We start from the raw sequence: 19,845 nt of genomic DNA, 5'->3' as shown, positions 1-19,845 counted from the left end.
AGGCACGACGGATGATGATTGGGGTAATGATTGAAGATTAGGTGATAAAATGCAGGTGGACACCCAAGCCAATATTCTTCTAGTTGATGACGATGCTAAAAATTTGCTGGCATTGGAAGCAATTTTATCCGATCTCGGACAAAACATCGTCACTGCAACCTCCGGTGAAGAAGCTTTAAAATGCTTGCTCACTCAAGAATTTGCCGTCATCCTTTTAGATGTCAACATGCCCAAACTCGACGGCTTCGAGACGGCAAAGTTGATTCGAGAACGGCAGCGAACCCAGCATACGCCGATCATTTTTTTGACGGGAATCGAGAAAAGTGAAATTAAAATTTTCAAAGGGTATACCGTCGGAGCAGTCGATTATTTGCTCAAGCCAATCGTTCCGGAAATATTAACCTCAAAAGTTTCTGTTTTTATCGAGCTTTACAAAAAAACAGAAGAGATTAAACGACAAGCCACCCAACTCGCCGAAGCCAATCGGGAACTCGAAAGACAGGCGGTGAAATTGCGCGAGCAAGCGCAATTGTTAGAGTTAACTCACGACAGCGTGATCGTTTGCAACCTCCACGGCGTCGTGCAGTTTTGGAACCGGGGCGCCTGCCAGATGTACGGCTGGAGTCAAGAAGACATGCTCGGTCGCAACGCTCACGAACTTCTCAATACGGAGTTTCCTAAACCCTTGGCGGCGATTCAAGCGGATTTACTTCGCGCTGGATATTGGGAAGGAGAGTTGGTGAATTATTCCCGCGATTGTAGGCGGGTGGTCGTCTCCAGTCGTTGGTCGTTGCAGTACGACGAAGCGGGTCGTCCTTGGCGTTGTTTGTTAATTAATAACGACATTAGCGAACGCAAAAAAGCAGAAGTCGAAATCCGTCAGGCGTTAGAAAAAGAAAAAGAACTCAACAAACTTAAAACCAGTTTTATTTCGATCGCCACCCACGAATTTCGCAACCCGCTCACGACGATTTTCACCTCTGCCGAGTTGCTCGAACATTACGGTCATACGTGGTTGACTGAGAAAAAACTCAAGCATTTGCACCGCATTCAAACGGCGGCGAGTCACATGGGAATGCTCGTCGATGATGTTTTGAGTTTGAGTAAAGTTGAATCCGGCAAATTGCCGTTTAAACCGAATCCTTTAGATGTCAGTGCTTTTTGTCGGGAATTGGTCGAAGAAATCGAAACCGGAGTCGGTAGAGAACACCGGATTAGTTTTAGCGAGCGCTCGACTTATTCGGCCTTAGATGCGAATAATTCTTTACCCTGTCTCGACGAAAAGTTATTGCGCCACATTCTGATTAATTTACTCTCGAATGCGACCAAGTATTCTCCGAAAGGTAGTCCGGTGACTTTCGAGTTGGACTATCGCGAACGGGATGTGTTTTTCCAAATTACCGATCGCGGTATCGGTATTCCTGAAGAAGACCGCGAGCATTTGTTCGAGTCGTTCCATCGCGCCCGCAATACGGGCAATATTCCCGGGACGGGATTGGGTTTGAGTATTGTTAAAAAATACGTCGAAGTTTGTGGCGGTCACATCACGTTTGTCAGCGAAATCGGCGTGGGGACGACGTTTAAAGTTACGATTCCGCGTCAGCCTCAAACCGTCGAAGAAGGGGCGAGTAATTGGGTAGTGAGCGCCTGAGCGCCCACTATCGATTCTAGCGGGGGAGAAGCTTAAGGGGTGACGCGATCGCGGCTCACCGTCGCCAACGCTTCCACCAAGCTACGAACCACCGCCACCATCGCCACTTCGTTATCGAGGCGGTTGATGGCAGAGCCGACGCCAATCCCGGAGGCGCCCGCCGCGATCGCCATCGGCGCCGTGACGCTAGACAAGCCCGACGCACACAGCACCGGAACGGAAACGGCGCGGGAAATTTCTGCCGCCGCCGCTAAGGTGGGGGCCGCTTTTTCGATCAGACCCAAGGTTCCGGCATGAGTCGGGCTGCTGCTGGTGCCGCCTTCAGTTTGGATGATGTCGGCTCCAGCTTCGACTAACCCTTGGGCGAGTTCGACTTGTTCGTCGAGGGGGAGGATATGGGGAACGGTCGCGGAAAGGGTGATTTCCGGTAATAACTGACGGGTTTCGCGGGTCAGTCGCAGCACGTCCTCGGCTTCAAAGCGCAGACCGCGCGCGTAGAAGGCATCGAAGTTGCCGATTTCGATCAGGTCCGCCCCGGCTTCCACCGGAGCGACGAATTTAGCCGCCTCGACCGCCGAGACGCAGATCGGCAGGTCGGTTAAGCTTTTGGCCAATTGGACTAACGCCGGATCCGCAGCGAGATCGATAAAAGTGGCGCCCCCGCGATCGGCGGCGCGCACGACAGCAGCCACGCGATCGGCGTCAAAATTGGTTAAACCTGCAATAATTTTTAAAGCATTGGCGCGATCGAAAGCGCGTTTTAGGCTGGAATGCATGGTCATTAGATTTTAACTGCAAGAGACTGTGGATAATTTTGACACTGACTGGCTCCAGATACCAAGTTTTCTCCATCAACCTTGATAGGAACACCAATCACTCCAACTACCCGCGTAAAGTTGGCCGTGGGAAATCCCGGCGAGTTCTAAAGCGAACAGGTTGACGCAGGCGGTCACTCCGGAGCCGCAATAGACGATAATTTCTCGACCGTGGGCGATTTCTTGCCAGCGTCGTTGGAGTTCCTCGCGCGATCGCATCCGTCCGCGATCGTCGCTGACCTCTTGCCACGGGTAGTTCGCCGCTCCGGGGATATGTCCGGCGATCGGATCGATCCGTTCGTGTTTGCCGAGGTAGCGATCGCGATCGCGCGAATCCACCAGCACCACCCCCGGCAAATCCTTCCGTTCTCTCACTTGTTCGATATCGACCACCCATTGCGATCTCACGTTGGGGATAAATTCCCCGGGCGTCGGATTCGGCAGGGCATCCGTCACCGGATATCCCGCCGTTTCCCAAGCTCGATAACCTCCATCTAACAAGACGACGCGATCGTGTCCCAAATAGCGCAGCAACCACCAAAAACGCGCCGCAAACGCAAAGCGAGAATCGTCGTACACCACCACCTGGGTTTCCCCAGAAGTTATCCCGATCGCGCTGAGAGTTTTTGCCAATTTCTCCACCTCGGGCAACGGATGACGCCCGCCATGTTCTCTCACCGCAGAAGACAAATCCTCATTGAGATGCAAGTAAAATGCATTCGGAATATGCTCGGTCAAATACTGTCGCCGTCCCAACTCCGGATCGGCTAACGCAAACCGACAATCGACAATCACTAAATTGCGATCGTCAATATGCTCCGCCAACCAGTCTACCGAAACAATCCACTTTGTATCCGTCATAGCCCGATCTTTTCCAACCTTAATACTGAGCTTAGGGCCATTTTAAAGTAGAACTCTCGCAAAACAATTTTCAATCTGCCTAACTTCTAGCCATCACATTTGAGGAGTGACATTGATTGACCGCGATCGGCTGCGTAGCTCTTTCCCCTCTCCGGGGAGGGTATAGTTTAGAATGAACTCGGGTTGGTTTGAGCCGATTGTTAGCAGTAATTTTATGGGGATTATCCGGGGTTTCTTGGAGTCAAAGCCTCGGATTGTAGAGAGAGGGGAGATTGCTAGCGATCGCTTTCAAAGGTTGTCAATCTCTCCATTTTTGTCGTTGGCTAGAGGGCTGGAGACAGGTGTCATCAAGTGAACTACCGCTATTGAATCAAAGATTACAATAGCGGCTTCCCTCTTCACTGGGGACTGCGCTAGATAGAACTGAAGTTCTACCACCTCGTCTTACATCCCCTCCAAGGGCAGTAGAGCGAGTTCCTAACTCTAATATCCGTAAGCCTTCATTTTTGAGATTGATGGCGGCATTGATATCCCTGTCATGATGGGTTTGGCAATGTTCGCAAGTCCAGCTTCTCGCATCAAGAGACAAGCTTTTGATTTGATTGAGACATACATGGCAGGTTTTAGAAGAAGGAAAAAATCGCTCGACTTCTAGATAAACTTTTCCTTCTGATTCAGCCTTGTACTTTAACATCGTACAAAACATTCCCCAACCGACATCACTAATCGCTTTGGCGAGTTGGTGATGGCGAACCATGCCTATCCCCCCTTTAGTTCCCCCCTTATTAAGGGGGGTTAGGGGGGATTCGACCACAATCACTTGGTTTTCGTTCACTATCTTACGGGATAGCTTGTGGAGAAAATCTTCACGACAGCGACTTATTTTGGCGTGAATCTTGGCAACTTTTACCCGCGATTTATTGCGGTTGTTGCTGCCTTTCCTTTTTCGAGCGTGTTTTTGCTGTTTTCTTTTGAGGTTTCGCGCGTGTTTATTAAAATGCTTGGGATTATTATATTTCGACCCCTCACTGGTAATCGCAAAATCGGTCAGCCCTAAATCAATGCCAATGGCTTTTCCTTCAGTTGAGAGAAGGGGAGGTTCTTTTTTACCCTCTACCAAAACTGAAGCATAATATTTACCATCTGGATTTTTGGAGAGGGTTACAGTTTTGATTTTTCCCTCAAAACTTCGATGCTGACGACAACGCACTAACCCAACTTTAGGCAGTTTGATGTAATTTCCCTCAACCTTAACATTTTGAGGATAACTGATAGATTGCCTTCCCTGCTTGGATTTGAATCGGGGTAATTTTGCCCGGTTCTCAAAGAAGTTTCGATAAGCGGTTGATAAGTTCAACGCCACGACTTGCAAGCATTGGGAATAGACATCTTCTTTAAGCCAAGGGTATTCCTTTTTGAGGGCAGGTAATAATCCCTGAAGATAACCCCTCGATCGACCTTTTCCGGTCGATCGATAAGTCTCTTGGCACAAATTTAACGCATAGTTCCAATACCAACGACAGCAACCAAAGCTCTTGGCTAAAGTCGCTTGTTGCTCGTGGGTTGGATAGATGCGGTATTTGTACGCCTTGAACATTATCGCCGATATAGCCAGACGATCGGATTATAACTGATTTGCCGAAGAGTCGCTTTCATCCCCCGATTCACCTTCGGTAGAATCGGGGAATTCCCGTTCCCATTGTTAAAAGGGATTTTCGGGTCGTTCATCCCCGCCATACCCGAGGGTCTAAAAAGGGGGTTGCGAAGCGGGTTTTTGAGGTGTTAGCTGAGGATGCCGACAACGAATATGTTTCCCTCGATTCAAGCCTTGTACGCGCCCATCAACGTCGTGCCGGAGCCCAAAAAACAACCCACGATCCCTGCGAAACTGAAGCGATAGGCCGGAACAAGGGAGAATTATCGATTAAGATTCATCTGACTGGGGATGCCCTGGGTTACTCCCACACGATTCGAGCTGACTCCTGGCCAAGCCCACGATTGACAAGGTGCTGATGTCTTGTTGGAAGAGATCGAGCGCATGGGCGCCCTGTTAGCCGCGCGCGCCGATGATGGAGCACAACGAGTTCTCGATCGCCTCAAACAAGCAGATTGCCAAGGGGTTATTCCCTTGAAAACCAACCGAACCGAACAAAGACCCTACGATCGAGAAATGTACAAGTGGCGGCATCTAATTGTTGAAAATTCCTGAAAATTCTTGAAAATTCCAAAAACTCAAACCATACAGAGCCATAGCAACCCATTATAAGAAAAGGGCGAGCAACTTTCTCGGAGCCATCTACCTCGCTGGTACTGTTATCTAGCTGAATTGATGCCATACCCTAGAATGCCCCGCGATCGGGGGTCAAATCGGGGGCGAAATTGGAAGCGAAATCGAGGGCGATCGCTGCATAACATTTTTTGAAAAAATCTTTAATTTTCTCAAACCATAAGTAATACTGTGAATGAGACCGTGCAATCGTACAACCGATCGGGGTCGATTCCTGAGGAGAATTTACCCCTCCCGTTAGAGATTATCAAACCTGTCCCCTTGGGGTCCGTTGGCGTTTTATTCGAGAGCCTGACTCAGCCTCAAAACGCAGGTATGCCATAATTGATTCCTCATCCCCAGCGAGGGAGGGTTGCCCGATAACGGGATGAGATCGATCCACGATGGTGGCTAAAATCCTCAGATCGGCTTGAGGTGCATCTGGATCCAATCGTGACCCGAAATTCCGTAGAGAGCGCCAGCTTTCTCCCAGGGCGATCGCCATGACCAACCCCATTACTGTCAAGCCCTTGACATGGAGCCTAATTCCCGCGCTGGCAGGTTCGCCAACACCTGCGGGCTTGTCTCGCTCGTCATTGCCTCTCTGGGCCAATCGGGGAACTTCGAGGCATTGGTGTCACCATTGCTCCACCCTTTCTTGTGTTTGCGACTACCAATCCGCCAATGCAATCCAACTCTGAGACCGAGCGGGCCAATCCTATGGATACCGATCGCATTTTTCAATTGATCGACAATATCCTACCGTTTGAAGCCTGCCTCTATTACGAAGTCCTACCCTTGTCCATCAACGGAAGTCGTTTACTTCTCGGTATGGTGGATTTAGAGGATACAGCCGCGCTTGATTACGTCCGGCGGTTGCTCGGCTACATGAAATGTTCTTTAGTTCCCAAACAAATCGACGCCACCACCCACCGTTCGGTACTGACGTCGTATCTCAACCACACCCATACCAGTGCGGAACAAAAAGCTTCCGTATCCCCGCCCAAACCCGAAGCCAAACATGCCAGTCCGCCAATGGCTGGGGGCAGTAGCACCCATCGCGGTCAATCGGCTGTCGTCCTCAATCGGCTCGGACAGCTCGTCAACAAGCCCTCTCCCCCGCCCAAACCGCCGACGTTACCCCAACCGCCGAAATTACCTCCCCCCCATCCCGATGCGGAAGTTCCAGTTTTAGAAATTAGTGCGTCCCATTTAGATAGTCCGTTAGAAGTTATCGCCAGTTTGCCGCCGAAACAACTGTTACAAGAGTTGTTGGGACGGGTCTTGACCGGAGGGATCGGTCGGCTCTATTTCGAGCGTCAGGCAGAATACGGGCGGATTTTATGGAGTCAAGATGGGGTCGTCCAATCGGTGTTGGATCGGTTGGACTTGTCCTTATTCCAATCGGTGATTAACGAACTCAAACGCCTGACCCACTTGCCGTTATTGCCTGTGGAAAAACCGCGACAAATCGAGATCGAACGACGCTATCAAGGCGCGGATCTGTTGTTGCGCTTACGGGTGATGCCCAGCGACCACGGGGAAGATGCGACCTTGCAAGTGTTGCGTGGGGCGGCGTTGAAGTTTTACCAGCAACAGCAATTGGTGACCTTGAGCCGGGATGCGTTGCGCTTGGCCCAGCAATTGCAGCGCAAGGTGGACGAGCTGCACAAGCAGGCGGGGAACCATCCGAAGTTACTGGAAGATCAACCCCTCGAAGCGCTGCCCGCTCTCGACCAACTGCTCAAACAGGTCGATCGCCAACTCGATGTCTTGCGGCATCTGGAAACGAAAGATTGAGGGGACAATCGGGGAGGGTTCGTGGCGAGTCCAACACGAAAAAACGGCAAAAGCCAGATCGCGAGATCTGACTGTTGCCGTTTTTTGCTTTGAGGATGGCGCCCGAGCCGTTGTCCCGGATCGGGAAGATCAGGCGAGAACGGCCTCGGGTTGGGGCCAACGGTTGACGGCTTTACCGATGACGGCGAGTTCTTCCATGAGGCGATCGAAGCGATCGGGGGTCAGGGATTGCGGTCCGTCAGATAAGGCTTTCTGCGGGTTGGGGTGAACTTCGATCATCAGGGAGTCGGTTCCGGCAGCGATCGCCGCTTTCGCCATCGCCGGGACGTACTCGGCCCACCCGGTCCCGTGACTCGGATCGATGGCGATCGGCAAGTGGGTCAGCGATCGCAACACCGGAATCACGGATAAATCCAACGTATTGCGGCAATACTGGCGATCGTAGGTACGAATGCCCCGCTCGCACAGAATCACGTTGGGATTACCTGCGGCCATGATATATTCTGCCGCCATCAACCATTCTTCAATGGTCGAAGACATCCCGCGCTTGAGAAATACGGGTTTGTCCTGAGCGCCCACTTTCTTGAGGAGGGCGAAGTTTTGCATGTTGCGCGCCCCCACTTGGATGATGTCGGCGAATTCACCCAAGACCTCTAAATCCGCCGTATCCATCAATTCGGTGATGATCCCCAATCCAGTCTCTTCCCGGGCGGCGGCGAGCAGTTCTAAGGCGCTTTCTCCGTGTCCTTGGAAAGAATAGGGCGAGGTGCGCGGCTTGTAAGCCCCTCCACGCAAGAATTTAGCCCCGGCTGCTTTCACTCGTCGCGCAGTTTCGACGATCATCTCTTCGTTCTCGACGGAACACGGTCCGGCAATGACGACGAGGGGATGATGTTCGCAAAAATGTACCGGGCCATTGGGCGTGTTGACGATCACGTCCGAGGCTTCGCCGTGGCGAAATTCGCGACTGGCGCGTTTGAATGGCTGCTCGACCCGCAAGACTTGTTCGATCCACGAACTCATTTCTTGCAGTTGCAGGGGATCGAGATCGGCGGTGTCTCCCACCAAGCCGATGACGACTTTATAACGACCGACAATTTTTTCTGGCGTCAGTCCCCAGGTTTGGTTGAGTTCCTCAGTCAAGCGATCGACTTCGGCCTCGGGAGCGCCACTTTTCATGACAATGATCATGGTGAGTTACCCAGCTCGATTATTCGTGTACAAAATCTTCTTTATGAACTTAAGGTAAGCGATTTGCGATCGGCTTTGTATTGGGTGAAGTTTCAAAACAATGACAACCATTGTTGGTGGCAATCATCGAGCGGCTTTCTCAAACGCCCCGTTCGCCGCGCGATCGCCGAGTGCGGAGTCAAATTAGCGCGAGGAGCGCCATGCTTGGGTCATCCGCCGGAAGTTAACGACAAATTCGTTCCATCCGAGCCAACTTCCAGGGGTGTTTTCATCCCAAGAGGCAGACAAAACACTGTAGCTCAACCCTAAGACTCCCATCCCAAAGAAGCCCATACTGACGGCGACGACCGCCGCGTTCGGCAGGGGAAACCACTGCTCGGTCACGATGAAGTAACTGAGAATGAAGCTCGAAATCCCCAGGGCGGTCGGCAAGCCGCAAAAGAAAACCATGCGGCGGATCATCCGGCGGCTGACGGCTTCGGGAATGGTCCGTTGACTTGGAGAGGCCCGACGGGCTACTTCTGCTTGTTCTCGGCCAGTTTTACCGACGTTCGAGCCTTTGTTAGCCGCTTTCCGACGCTGTTTTTTGCGGTTTTTCGGCTCAAAGGGAATGGGAGAGCGTTGGGGTTCTGAGGACATAACTGATGGGTGGTTTAACCACGAATACCGAGGCGCTCGATGAGCTGGCGGTAACGCTGTTTGTCATTCTTGTTAATGTATGCTAACAGACGCTTGCGCTGGCCGATCATTTTGAGCAAGCCGCGTCTGGAGGTGTGATCTTTTTTGTTGCTTTTGAGATGTTGGCTGAGGCGATTAATGCGCTCGGTGAGTAAAGCCACTTGAACTTCTACCGATCCGGTGTCGGTTTCGTGGACTTGGTATCCAGTAATAATCTCTTGTTTGAGGTTTTGGGTCAGTGCCATGACTGCGGTCAATCGAGGTATAAACACAGCAATTGACAATCATAGCATAGGGGAGTGGATTGGGGAATAGGGCGTCCCGGCGCTTCGTCAATGGATTAGGCCCGATCGCTCAGCCAAGCGATCGCCCGTTTGAGCCACTGTTCGACGGGGGTTTCGCCGGAGAGTTCCGGTTCGCTGGCGATCGCGGCGATCGCCTCGCTCACTTCACTGGTGCTATAGCCGAGGGCTAATAAGGTCATTTCTAAATCTTCCTGCAGTTGGCGATCGACTTGAGGGGTTAAAGTCACGCTCAGTCCCGCCTGTTCGCGCCACGCAGCCAGTTTGCTTTTCAGTTCTAAGGCAATGCGTTCGGCGGTTTTCTTCCCCACTCCCGGGGTTTTAACGAGGGCGCTGGTGTCTGCGGAAACGATCGCCCCGACTAACTCCGGCAAGTCTAAGGTGTCGAGTAGGGCGATCGCCAGTTGCGACCCGATCCCACTCACGGAGACGAGCTGACGAAAAACATCCCGTTGTGCTTGACTCGCAAATCCGTAAAAGACGAGCTGGTCCTCGCGCACTTGCAGGTGAGTAAACACGCAAACCGATTCCGACACCGCCGGAAGATCCGCCAACCAACGGGGGGGAATTTGGACTTCGTAACCGACGCCACGGACATCGACGGTTAAAAAAACCCGATTGCCCGTCGTTTTATAAACGCCGACGATCTCGCCTTTGAGATAACCAATCATGGGAAATTTTAGATTTTAGATTTTAGATTTTTAGATTTTAGATTTTTAGATTTTTAGATTTTTAGATTTTATCAGCCTTAATACATATTTGCAGTGCAATCAGGCCGATTTTAAAGCGACGAGAAACACCCTCAAGAACGGCGGGCGATCGCGGAGTTCTCAAGGGTGAAAGGGCGAGTTCGACCAACAAAATCAAACAAAATCACCCTCAAGTGATTTCTTTTACACGAATTTAAAATGCTCCAAGCCTTCGAGAATCCCTCCCGCACAAACAGCGCGGGCTAAATAGAGCGAATCGCTGGTATTTTCTTCGTACCACTGCCGTAATTCTGGCTTCGCATTGCCGACAATGATCCCGCGTTCGTCACCGACACTGAACAAAGCAATATCATTGCCCGAATCTCCGCAAGCGACGGTGAGATCGGGACTAAACCCGAGACGTTTTGCTAAAAACTGCATTGCCAGTCCCTTATTTCCATTATCCGGCAACACATCTAAATCTTTCCCGGCACTGTAAATTAACTTCACCGATAAATTGCGCTCTTGCAACGCCGACTCGAAACCCGGCAACACTTCGATCGCCGCTTCTTCAGTTAAGAAATAACTGACTTTAAACGGTCGCTGTTCCGTATCCGGTTGGGCGACTAAATCTCCAAAATGGGCGCTGGCGGCAACGATCGCCTCGCGATCCCAACCTTGAGACAAGATAGCGGCCCAATCTTGATCCGGGGTTTCCTTCCCGTCGGTATAAATTTCAGTTCCCACCGAAGTCACCAAGGCATCGGGATCGAGCAGTTGTTTTTCGGCTTTGAGCTGCTTGTAAAGGGTCGGCGATCGCCCGGTGGAATAGACGATTTTCGTGCCGTAAGTTTGACGGTGTTCGCTCAAAACTTGCTGCAAGCGTGCCAATGCGGCATCGTCGCCGACAAAGGTATTATCTAAATCCGTCACAAAAAGAAAGGGATTCACGATTGGATTCTAATTAATTCAACCAATTTACTTTTACTCTCCGTCGTTTCGCGATACCTGTCAATAGTGGGACAACTTAAGCGCTTGGAACGACGCGATCGACCCGCACGGGTTCCCCGGTTCCCCATCCGGCAAAATCAAACATCCAGAAAGGATTTTTATAGGGTTTAAAACATACCCCATTCAACTCACCTTTATGTAGTAAATATTTCAGAAAATAAAGAGAACTGGAGAGCAAATCGTTTTGGGAACCCCCCGAATTTGCCGCTAATGTTTTAGCAGCTCGTTCGATCACCTCCGGTTTGTCAGGGCTTTTTCCGAGGCGCTGCATGTCTAGAAACGCGAGAAAAATGGCAATACTGCGGCGAATTTTAGCTTCGACTTTTTGCGGGTTGCTCAGGGTATTGAGTTCGATCGCCCCACCGAGTTCGTCCCGGATAAAATCGCGCACGTGTTCCGGATAGCGAATCCGATGATAATCTCGAATTACTTTCGCAATGGATACCGGGCGATCGTCACTTCGATTGAGAATTTCACCGACTTGAAACGCTGCAATATTAGAGGCGAGATCCACATAAGACGCATCGGCATTTAATGCCTCTTGAAACGAAGTAAATTTATCTTTTCGCCAATCGTCGATCGCCTGTCCCAAATCGCCACTCCACGAGCTATGTTTCGCGGTCCAAGCCGTAGCAAAATCAACCGCCGCCGCCAAGCCGGGTAAAGCGACGCGATCGGATAAAGACGCAATAAAATGAGCCAGATCGATTTCTTCACTACTGAGATCGACGGCGAGATCGAGCTGATTTCCGCGATAATCTTGCGGTGAAAGGGTGGCGATCGCAAATTGCAAATTATTGTAAGATTTGCGCGTATATCGACGCAGTTCGTTCGCGATTTGATAAGCAGAGGCATCGAGCATTTCCGCCTCGATGCCTGCGATAAATTGCAAAGCTCGTTCTCGATTTTCTTCTAACACGATCGCCTCTCAACCCTTTAGTGGCAGATACTTTATAGATCTTACCAACGAGTGCAACATTCGGCGATCGGGGCGAGTCCGACGGTCAGCGCCCCCGTTCTTCTTGATAAAAATTCCAGACTTTTTCCGTATACTCTGCAATATTTGGAGTATCGTAGCGATTCGGATCCCCACTCATCCACCAGGCGGCGGCCCGACGCACGGCGAGAGCTTCATCATTGCTATTTCGGTATTCCTGTTTGAGGATATCTCCCATCACACAAGCCAGAACAGCTCTTGCTTTCGTCTCGTTCGCTTCAAATTGCGCCGGGGTCATTTCCTCTTCGATACACAGCCGCGACCAACGGGGAATATTCTCCGGTTTAATTTGCCAATCGCTATAAAGTCCGTCGTTTGTCATCCCCGTATCTGGCGCGGCACGTCGCAAAGCTTCCACAAAATCATCAATTTTTTCATCGGTCATTTGCGCTCTTGCGGGTAGCGCCAACAACAGCGCACTGGCGAGAACCGCCGTTAAAACCAACAGTTTCGGACGCTTATTTTGAGAAAATAGCTCAAACATACACCCTGTTTTGAGATGCTAAATTGTAGAGTTTTAATTCTACCGCATTGTTTGACTGCGGTGTTGCCAATTGTACTATTCATTCCCTCGACCAAAAAAAGCGCGAGGGGTGACTGTCTCGAAGACTTACATTCTTGTTGACCGTCGCCCTCCCTCACGCTGGCGGAGTAATGGATGAGTTTTAAGACGGAGGAAAATCATTTTTGTTCGGTTTTATCCCCCAAAATCGCCAAGCTAATGTTAAGGATCTCCTACTCGAAATTGGGCGATTTTTCGATCTAATTGAATAATATTTTAGGGATCCAAACGGTAAACCAACTGAACCAATCCGGAATCAAAAGTTTTGACATCGGTTAAACTTAATTCCATTTCTAAATTCGGATCGTTGACAATTAAGGGGATTCCACTGCCCAAAATTTTAGGATGGATTGACAAAATTAATTCATCAACCCAGTGCTGTTTTAAAAATAAATGAATGACTTCAGATCCGCCAATCAACCAAATATCTTTACCGGGACTCGAATGCAGGTTTTTGACAAAATTATCTAAATTATATCCGACAAATTCCACATATTTATCCCGTTGTCCGTGCAAGGTCGTCGATAGAACAAATCCTTTTTTGTCAACATAGGGATAGTTGCTTAACTCAAAAAGTTGGTCGTAGGTTTTACGCCCCATGATGACTGTATCAATTTCGTCAAAAAATTGATGATAACCATAGTCGTAATCGGTAAATAACCAATCCACCGCCCCCGATTCGCGAGCAATATAACCATCTAAGCTCGATGCAATAAATAACCGAATTTTTCGCATAATGTAATCAAAGATGATTGGCAAGATAGAGCGATCGCCCAGATTTTTACCCTAACCCACAGACCCCGGTTTCTGGAATATAGCATTTTCCTCTGCTATGCAAGATATTTAGATCCCCCTAAATCCCCCTTGCCAGGTAGGGGTTTGGTTACCAAACCCCTACTTTCTTCGTTCCCCCCGAAATCCCCCCTTCGCCCCCCTTTCAAAGGGGGGTTGGGGGGATAGGGGGATCGGCACTGTACCTCATCAGATCGCCCGAGTGCTGTATTTAAATTCTAAAAATCAGGCAACAGCACTAAAAATCAGTCGATCCGAAATTTATTAACGATCTTGTTCGATGGTTCATTGAAAACTTAAAACATAAAAAACTAAAGTTATCTTCATCTCCTCTTAAATCATACTCAAATTGTGCAAAGCTAGAATTTGTTTATAGTTCGGGTTCATCTTTCATTCCTGTTAACAGATCTGTCAATGCCTCTAAGCTTGCAGTAATGTCTGCTACTTGCACTTCGCTAAAGCGCTCGATAAATACCCGATCGAGATCGGCTAATACCGATCTGGCGGTGGAAATGAGACGCTCTCCTTTTTCGGTAAATAGGATTTGCTTCTGCCTGCCTACTCCCTCGATCTGTTCCAGATAACCCGCCCGCGAAAGTTCCTTGACTGTTTTTGTCACCATTTGCCGGGATACCTTCAAACGGCGAGCGATCTCGGCCCCATAGTTAATGCCGCAATCGAGGGCGCTGAGAAAATGAAGCATCGAAGGAGAGATGTCATCAAACCCTTTTAAGCGCAGTTGTGCGGCGACATATTCGGTGAATCGATCGTGGAGATTGGCGGAGGCAAACAGCAGTTTCAGGGACTGGCTATCCACCATCAGGATTCCTCTTTTTGTAAACTTGGTTGACATAAAGAGACACCAGCTCTAAATTGGATTTATGTCAACTAAGTTTACAAGAAAGGGGCTGAAGGTTGCTATGAACTATACCCGTCCTCTGCGTACCGCGTTGCTTGCGAATGCTGTTTTTTCGGCTGTCTGTGGGTTATTGATGTTGGTCGAGCCTGTTTTTGTCGAGAAATTACTGGGCATCCAAGCTGGCTTGCTTTTGCGATCGCTGGGCTTCGGATTGCTGCTGTTTGCCGTCGATCTGGTTTGTCAGGCGACACGGCCAAGGTTAGCAACCTGGCGTGCGCTCTATGCCAGTGTTGCTGATGTTCTTTGGGTCATCAGTTCGGTAGTGGGGCTGCTGCTCTTTTCCGATTGGTTGTCCCCGATGGGGGTAGGGGTCGTGGCGATCGTGGCTGGGGTAGTTTTGGCGTTGGGTTGCTGGCAGATCTGGGGGATCGATCGCGCTCATCGAGCCAAAAATCCCGCCCTGTATCGACATTGTTTGATTGTGGGTACGGAGGCTCCTGCCGCAGCCCTCTGGGATGCGATCGCCCGTATGGGTGATATCCAGAACTATATGCCGTCGCTGGTCAGCTCGGAGATTCTTGAGGGGAAGTCCCCTGGGGTTGGTGTCCTGCGGCGCTGTACTGACAAATCCGGCAGGTGCTGGAGGGAAAAGTGTATTGAATTCGAGCCAGGTCAATCACTGACGATGCGCTTTGTTGCCGAGGCCCCAGATTTTCCCTTCCCGGCCAGTACGATGCTCGGAGGCTGGAAGGTAATGTCGGTTGGCACTGGATCGGAGGTGATGGTTTGGTGGGAACTTGCTCCCAAACCACGTTTCCTAGCGCCCATCCTGTTGCCGATCTTGGCCTTCGGTGCCGATCGCGATTTCGTCGAGGTGATTCGACTGATGGCAGATGATACAATCCCTCGGAAGGACAATAAAACGAGGCTCGCACTCCGTTTGTGCTAACGCCTAGCTTTTTCTAAAAGCATTGGGAGTCATGCCCGTTACCTGCCGGAACTGCTTGCTGAGATGGCTGTGGCTGTTGAACCCACATTCCAAGGCGATCTCGACGATCGCGCGATCGCCTTGTTTCAGCAACCGTTTGGCCCGCTCGACTCGTTGTTGAATCAAGTATTGGTGGGGTGCAATGCCCATCGATTGTTTGAATAGACGACTGAAATGAAAGGGACTCATGCTCAGAAGTTGAGCTAAATCAGCTAGCTTAATCTCCTCGGTGAGATAAGCGTCAACGTACTCCAAAACCTGCCGCAGGTGGTGAGGGGGTAACCCACCTTCGTAGTTGGGCAATTGAACCAGGGTACTACTGTAATTTCGCAGCAGTTGCACTGCGAGAACATTGGCCAAAGAGTCCAAATACAATGCATCGCCGGACTGGTTTTGTTGCAACTCTGCCAATAGGAGGGTTGCGATCGCTTCTATTTGTCCGTTGCGGCTTTGAAAGGTGGGGATGAGGGAGAGGCGATCTCGATTGCCAGTCAGGGTTTCCTGGGCGACGGAACGTAGAAAGCGATCGCCAAGCTGAATCTTTAAACAATTCTCAGTTCCCTGCCAGCGAGCAAAAAAGGGCAGATCGGCTGGCGTCAGGGTAAAGTCCCCCCGCCGATATAGCCCCGTGTGGGTCTTGCCATCTTGAGTTTGCAGATAATCGATCGGACGAGTCGTTAAATTTACAAATAACGTGTGTGCACTCTTGCTGTGAACCTGGCCTTCACCTGGAGGAAACTGCAAAAGCTCAAGCTGCATGGTCTCAGTCCGTAGAGATGGAGCGCTCTGCGGCGATCCGTCCGGGGACAAAGCGGGCTGTGATTGCGCATTGGCCATAAGTTTGAAATGCCTTCCCTGGCTAGCGATCGACGACGAGACAACGGCGCTTTTACCCTTCATGCAAGTAGGGGCATACTTCGGCAATTCTAGGCGTTTCAACCCCAACGCACAACTCACCGCAAGAACGCGATAGAACCGCAAGAACGTAAAAGCGGTCTCCGGGTAATCTTCGTAAGTTAGGGATGTCATCGTTTAGGAGGCAACCCCATGAAACTGATTATTTTTGGAGCCACAGGGACTGTCGGTCGTCAAGTGGTCGAGCAGGCTCTCACTCAGGGACATTTAGTCACCGCCTTTGCCCGAAATCCTCACAGGCTCGAGATCGAGCATCCTCAACTCAGTCGGGTTCGGGGTGATGTCATGGAGTTCTCGGTAGTGAAACAAGCAATCCAGGGACAAGATGCGGTGGTCTGTGTCCTCGGTTCGGGCAAAAAGCTGACGGGGACGGTGCGATCGCGCGGAACCCAACAGATTATCCGAGCGATGGAAGCAACGGGCGTTCGCCGCCTGATTTGCCAGTCCACCTTGGGAGCGGGGGATAGCTGGGGGAGTCTCAACTTCTATTGGAAATACATCATGTTCGGTCTGATTCTGCGGGATGTATTTGCCGACCATGAAAAACAGGAACACTACGTTCGCCAGAGTCAGCTAGATTGGACAATCGTGCGCCCGGGTGCTTTTTTGGATGGGGAACGCACGGGTCGCTACCGTCACGGTTTCCCCGGCACCGATCGAAGTTCCCAGCTCAAAATTTCACGGGCCGATATTGCCGACTTCATTCTGAAGCAACTGGCTGACAATACCTACCTTCATCAAGCCCCGAGCCTGTCTTATTGAGTCTGCCTCGGACGACTTCGGAGTTAACCGTCTAGGGAAATTGGGTTAAGATTCTATCGCCTTATTGTTCCAAATGATTTAGGATTGTGATAACGGCGATCGCTATCGGATTCAGAAAGATTCCGATCTCTAAATTTGTCGAATCGCAAGCGATTTTTTCACGAATCACGAATAGCCAATGAGCGAAAACCAACCCACCATTTTTTCTAAGATTATCAACCGAGAAATCCCGGCTAATATTGTCTATGAAGATGATTTAGCATTGGCGTTTACCGACATTCACCCACAAGCACCCGTTCATATTTTGGTGATTCCGAAAAAGCCAATTGTTAACCTCTCAGAAGCTCAAGAAGACGATCGCGATTTGTTGGGTCATTTATTATTAACAGCAAAGCAAGTTGCTGCAGAAGCCGGACTCGGAAATGGCTATCGCATTGTCATCAATACCGACGCCGATGGCGGACAAACGGTTTATCATTTGCACTTGCATATTCTCGGCGGTCGTCAGATGCAATGGCCCCCAGGTTAAGGCTGTCAAAGGTTACGGCGATCGCATAGAAGGCGCGATCGCCTTCCGACTGTTTCAACTTAAACCAAAGCATTTAAATCTTGAGCGGCTTCGTTTAATTTTTGGACGCCAATCCGTGTTTGGTTGATCCCACTCACTGTTTCGACAGCGCCTTGATTGAGGGTGTTCATGGCTTCGACGACTTGATTGATGGCGATCGCCTGTTGTTTTGTTGTCAGTGAAATTTGTTGAGAATTGACGACCACTTGTTCGATCGCATTGCGCGACATCTCTTGATTGCGAAGAATAATATTGTCAATCGCTTCAGTGACTTTAGCGAAAGCTTCGGCAGTCACTTGAGAAAGCTCCATACTATATTGTACAGTTTTTGTTCCTTCTTCAGTCACCATTACTGTCGATTCGATCGCTTCTTCGATATTGATCACTAAAGTATTAATTTTCTGCGCGGAAGATTTACTTTGATCGGCAAGTTTACGAATTTCCGTGGCAATCACCCCAAATCCTTTGCCGTTTTCTCCCGCTCTAACCGCTTCAACTGCTGCATTTAAAGCTAACATATTCGTCTGATTGGCAATATCAGTCACGAGGTTAGTAATCGTACTGATTTGCGTATTTTGTTCGCTTAAATGCCTAATTTCTTGGGCGATCGATTCTACTTTCTTCTGTAACTGACTCATCCCTTCCATCGTCCGACCGACGGAAGCCGTTCCCTCTTGCGCTAAATCTAAAACTTGATTGGCTCCTTCCGCCGAAGATTCTGCTAAATTCAAAACTTCATTAGCATTTTTTGCCGACGATTCGGCTTGTTTGGCAGTCGCTTTAGAAGAACTTCCCAACTCATTCATCGTCGTTGTCGTTTCATTGACCGATGTCGCTTGTTGGTTAATAATTCGTTCTTGTTGCTCGATTGTCGCCGCAATTTCTTGGGAAGATGAGGCGATCGCATTGGTCGCTTCTTTGACAATTTTAGTGATTCCTGAAGAAATAAAAATGGCTACAATAATCACCACTATAACCAAGGCAAAAGATCCGATGAGTAGCCAAAAAATTAAGGATGCTAGAGTTTCTGTAGAAGTCGTGTTTTCCTGTTTTAACGAGTCAACTTTTACGCTGTCAAATTTATCTTTGAGTTCGTAAATTCGATCGACAATATTGCGCCCTTGTCCTGTAGAAAATAAAGAAGTTGCTTCGGCTTTTTTACCCTCTCGAGCTAAGGTAATTAATTGGTCTGAAAACACCCGATATTCTTCAATTAAGGCGATCGTATTGTTGACAATTTCTTTATGTTCGTCCTCTTGCATTAAAACTTCGCTCTTTTTGCTACTTTCTTCAAAAACTTTGACAAATTCATCGTATCTCGTTAAAAAAACAGGATCTTGGTTGATGAGGTAGCCGCGACTGGTATCGATCATCCCCTCTGCCGCTAAAACCATCTCATTGACAGTTAAAATTTTCTCTTGAACTTGCTCGACTTTAGAGAAAGCTTGTTTTACTTTATCCGCAGAAATATAAACTAAAGCGACCAGTCCTCCCAACGCAATTAAGACCGGAATAGCATAACCGAAAATCATTCGATTTCTCATATTTAATGTGACGAGCATGAGAGGTTTCTCTCCTTTTAAGTTTGAAAGTTATCTTTTTAAGACGATCTCGATCTCAAGGTGTTGTAAAAGTAAATATTTTTCAAAAATTCAAAAAACTTTCAGTTATTAACTTGTTTCTATTCCAGAGGATCTGGAATGACCTACAATTTTTTATATTGCAGGTAGTATATAGTTACATTCCTTGCTTTTTATTAATAATTAAGATGCAATCGACTGATAATTTAGATCGGTTGTTAAAGTCGAGAAGCGATCGAACAAAGTAGATCGAGGGTGCGGTCGAGACGATCGCGCGATTGCTAATTTTTATTTCACCTTTTCAAGGCTAATTTTATAGAGGTTCCATCACTTTAAAAGAGTCTGCGATCGCCAGAGTTTAATTATATGTCAAGCCTTCAAAAACATTGAAAATAACGCCTATATCTTTACGTTCGTCAATACTAATTAAAGTCAGAAGCATTAAATCTTGGGTAAAAGTTAATAAAGTGGGTCTCGATGGAATCCGGCCAGAGTTAGGTCATTTGATTCTCATTCTCACTTAGATTAGAACTAGGGTGGGGCGATCGCCTTAATAGA

Annotated in this window: 20 protein-coding genes; 6 read left to right on the top strand and 14 right to left on the bottom strand. The window is 49.1% G+C overall.

The genetic code is table 11. The annotated features are described in order from the left end of the window. The first annotated feature begins 49 nt into the window (after positions 1–49). Positions 50–1,651 (top strand): sensor histidine kinase, encoded by a 1,602-nt coding sequence (locus JJD41_RS00980; protein ID WP_200664323.1) that lies wholly within the window; start codon positions 50–52, stop codon positions 1,649–1,651. A 32-nt stretch (positions 1,652–1,683) separates the two neighbouring features. Here JJD41_RS00980 and JJD41_RS00975 read toward each other — a convergent pair whose 3' ends face one another. From JJD41_RS00975 to JJD41_RS00965, 3 genes are all read right to left on the bottom strand, one after another. After that, entirely contained in the window at positions 1,684–2,433 is a 750-nt protein-coding gene (locus JJD41_RS00975; RefSeq protein ID WP_200664322.1) for a DUF561 domain-containing protein, read from the bottom strand. A gap of 69 nt (positions 2,434–2,502) precedes the next feature. Beyond that, positions 2,503–3,327 carry a sulfurtransferase gene (locus JJD41_RS00970; RefSeq protein WP_200664321.1) on the bottom strand — a complete coding sequence of 275 codons (825 nt, stop codon included), beginning with the start codon at positions 3,325–3,327 and terminating at the stop codon, positions 2,503–2,505. A 370-nt stretch (positions 3,328–3,697) separates the two neighbouring features. Continuing rightward, a complete protein-coding gene (locus JJD41_RS00965) occupies positions 3,698–4,924 on the bottom strand; it encodes an RNA-guided endonuclease InsQ/TnpB family protein (RefSeq protein ID WP_200664320.1) in 1,227 nt (408 codons plus the stop codon). Between the two features lie 441 nt (positions 4,925–5,365). Between JJD41_RS00965 and JJD41_RS00960 the strand changes: the two genes are divergently transcribed. Beyond that, the gene (locus JJD41_RS00960; protein WP_234488453.1) at positions 5,366–5,536 is read left to right on the top strand and encodes a hypothetical protein; all 171 of its coding nucleotides are present in this window, start codon (positions 5,366–5,368) and stop codon (positions 5,534–5,536) included. Between the two features lie 741 nt (positions 5,537–6,277). Further along, positions 6,278–7,393, top strand: a complete 1,116-nt coding sequence (locus tag JJD41_RS00955) for an ATPase, T2SS/T4P/T4SS family (protein ID WP_200664318.1) — start codon at positions 6,278–6,280, stop codon at positions 7,391–7,393. Positions 7,394–7,522: 129 nt separating this feature from the next. Here the strand turns inward: JJD41_RS00955 and aroF are convergent, their stop codons facing one another. From aroF to JJD41_RS00910, 9 genes are all read right to left on the bottom strand, one after another. Continuing rightward, on the bottom strand, positions 7,523–8,584 hold the full coding sequence (aroF, locus tag JJD41_RS00950; RefSeq protein ID WP_200664317.1) for a 3-deoxy-7-phosphoheptulonate synthase: 1,062 nt from the start codon (positions 8,582–8,584) through the stop codon (positions 7,523–7,525). Between the two features lie 183 nt (positions 8,585–8,767). Continuing rightward, positions 8,768–9,223 (bottom strand): PAM68 family protein, encoded by a 456-nt coding sequence (locus JJD41_RS00945; RefSeq protein ID WP_200664316.1) that lies wholly within the window; start codon positions 9,221–9,223, stop codon positions 8,768–8,770. Positions 9,224–9,237: 14 nt separating this feature from the next. Further along, complete coding sequence (gene rpsO, locus JJD41_RS00940; RefSeq protein ID WP_200664315.1) at positions 9,238–9,507, bottom strand: 30S ribosomal protein S15; 270 nt, start codon at positions 9,505–9,507, stop codon at positions 9,238–9,240. A 95-nt stretch (positions 9,508–9,602) separates the two neighbouring features. After that, complete coding sequence (gene ruvA / locus JJD41_RS00935) at positions 9,603–10,235, bottom strand: Holliday junction branch migration protein RuvA (RefSeq protein ID WP_200664314.1); 633 nt, start codon at positions 10,233–10,235, stop codon at positions 9,603–9,605. Between the two features lie 222 nt (positions 10,236–10,457). Further along, positions 10,458–11,204 (bottom strand): sucrose-phosphate phosphatase, encoded by a 747-nt coding sequence (locus JJD41_RS00930; RefSeq protein WP_200664313.1) that lies wholly within the window; start codon positions 11,202–11,204, stop codon positions 10,458–10,460. A 76-nt stretch (positions 11,205–11,280) separates the two neighbouring features. Beyond that, positions 11,281–12,183: a hypothetical protein gene (locus JJD41_RS00925; RefSeq protein ID WP_200664312.1), complete on the bottom strand. Its 903-nt coding sequence runs from the start codon at positions 12,181–12,183 to the stop codon at positions 11,281–11,283. Positions 12,184–12,268: 85 nt separating this feature from the next. After that, positions 12,269–12,745 (bottom strand): hypothetical protein, encoded by a 477-nt coding sequence (locus tag JJD41_RS00920; RefSeq protein ID WP_234488452.1) that lies wholly within the window; start codon positions 12,743–12,745, stop codon positions 12,269–12,271. A 294-nt stretch (positions 12,746–13,039) separates the two neighbouring features. Then, positions 13,040–13,558 (bottom strand): dihydrofolate reductase family protein, encoded by a 519-nt coding sequence (locus JJD41_RS00915; RefSeq protein WP_200664311.1) that lies wholly within the window; start codon positions 13,556–13,558, stop codon positions 13,040–13,042. 427 nt (positions 13,559–13,985) lie between these two features. Further along, a complete protein-coding gene (locus JJD41_RS00910) occupies positions 13,986–14,468 on the bottom strand; it encodes a MarR family winged helix-turn-helix transcriptional regulator (RefSeq protein ID WP_200664310.1) in 483 nt (160 codons plus the stop codon). Positions 14,469–14,496: 28 nt separating this feature from the next. Between JJD41_RS00910 and JJD41_RS00905 the strand changes: the two genes are divergently transcribed. Next, on the top strand, positions 14,497–15,423 hold the full coding sequence (locus JJD41_RS00905; protein WP_200664309.1) for an SRPBCC family protein: 927 nt from the start codon (positions 14,497–14,499) through the stop codon (positions 15,421–15,423). 3 nt (positions 15,424–15,426) lie between these two features. Here the strand turns inward: JJD41_RS00905 and JJD41_RS00900 are convergent, their stop codons facing one another. Continuing rightward, positions 15,427–16,221, bottom strand: coding sequence for an AraC family transcriptional regulator (locus JJD41_RS00900; RefSeq protein WP_234488451.1), 795 nt, complete (start codon positions 16,219–16,221; stop codon positions 15,427–15,429). A gap of 288 nt (positions 16,222–16,509) precedes the next feature. Between JJD41_RS00900 and JJD41_RS00895 the strand changes: the two genes are divergently transcribed. Then, positions 16,510–17,139, top strand: a complete 630-nt coding sequence (locus JJD41_RS00895; RefSeq protein ID WP_200664307.1) for an NAD(P)-dependent oxidoreductase — start codon at positions 16,510–16,512, stop codon at positions 17,137–17,139. A gap of 178 nt (positions 17,140–17,317) precedes the next feature. Beyond that, a complete protein-coding gene (locus JJD41_RS00890) occupies positions 17,318–17,668 on the top strand; it encodes a histidine triad nucleotide-binding protein (protein WP_200664306.1) in 351 nt (116 codons plus the stop codon). A gap of 59 nt (positions 17,669–17,727) precedes the next feature. Here the strand turns inward: JJD41_RS00890 and JJD41_RS00885 are convergent, their stop codons facing one another. Continuing rightward, positions 17,728–19,269: a methyl-accepting chemotaxis protein gene (locus tag JJD41_RS00885; protein ID WP_200664305.1), complete on the bottom strand. Its 1,542-nt coding sequence runs from the start codon at positions 19,267–19,269 to the stop codon at positions 17,728–17,730. Positions 19,270–19,845: the final 576 nt, after the last annotated feature.

Origin of the sequence: Oxynema mangrovii CENA135 (assembly GCF_016632315.1) — a bacterium.
GTDB classification, from domain to species: Bacteria; Cyanobacteriota; Cyanobacteriia; order Cyanobacteriales; family Laspinemataceae; genus Oxynema; species Oxynema aestuarii.
This window is presented reverse-complemented; position numbering and strand designations above follow the sequence as displayed.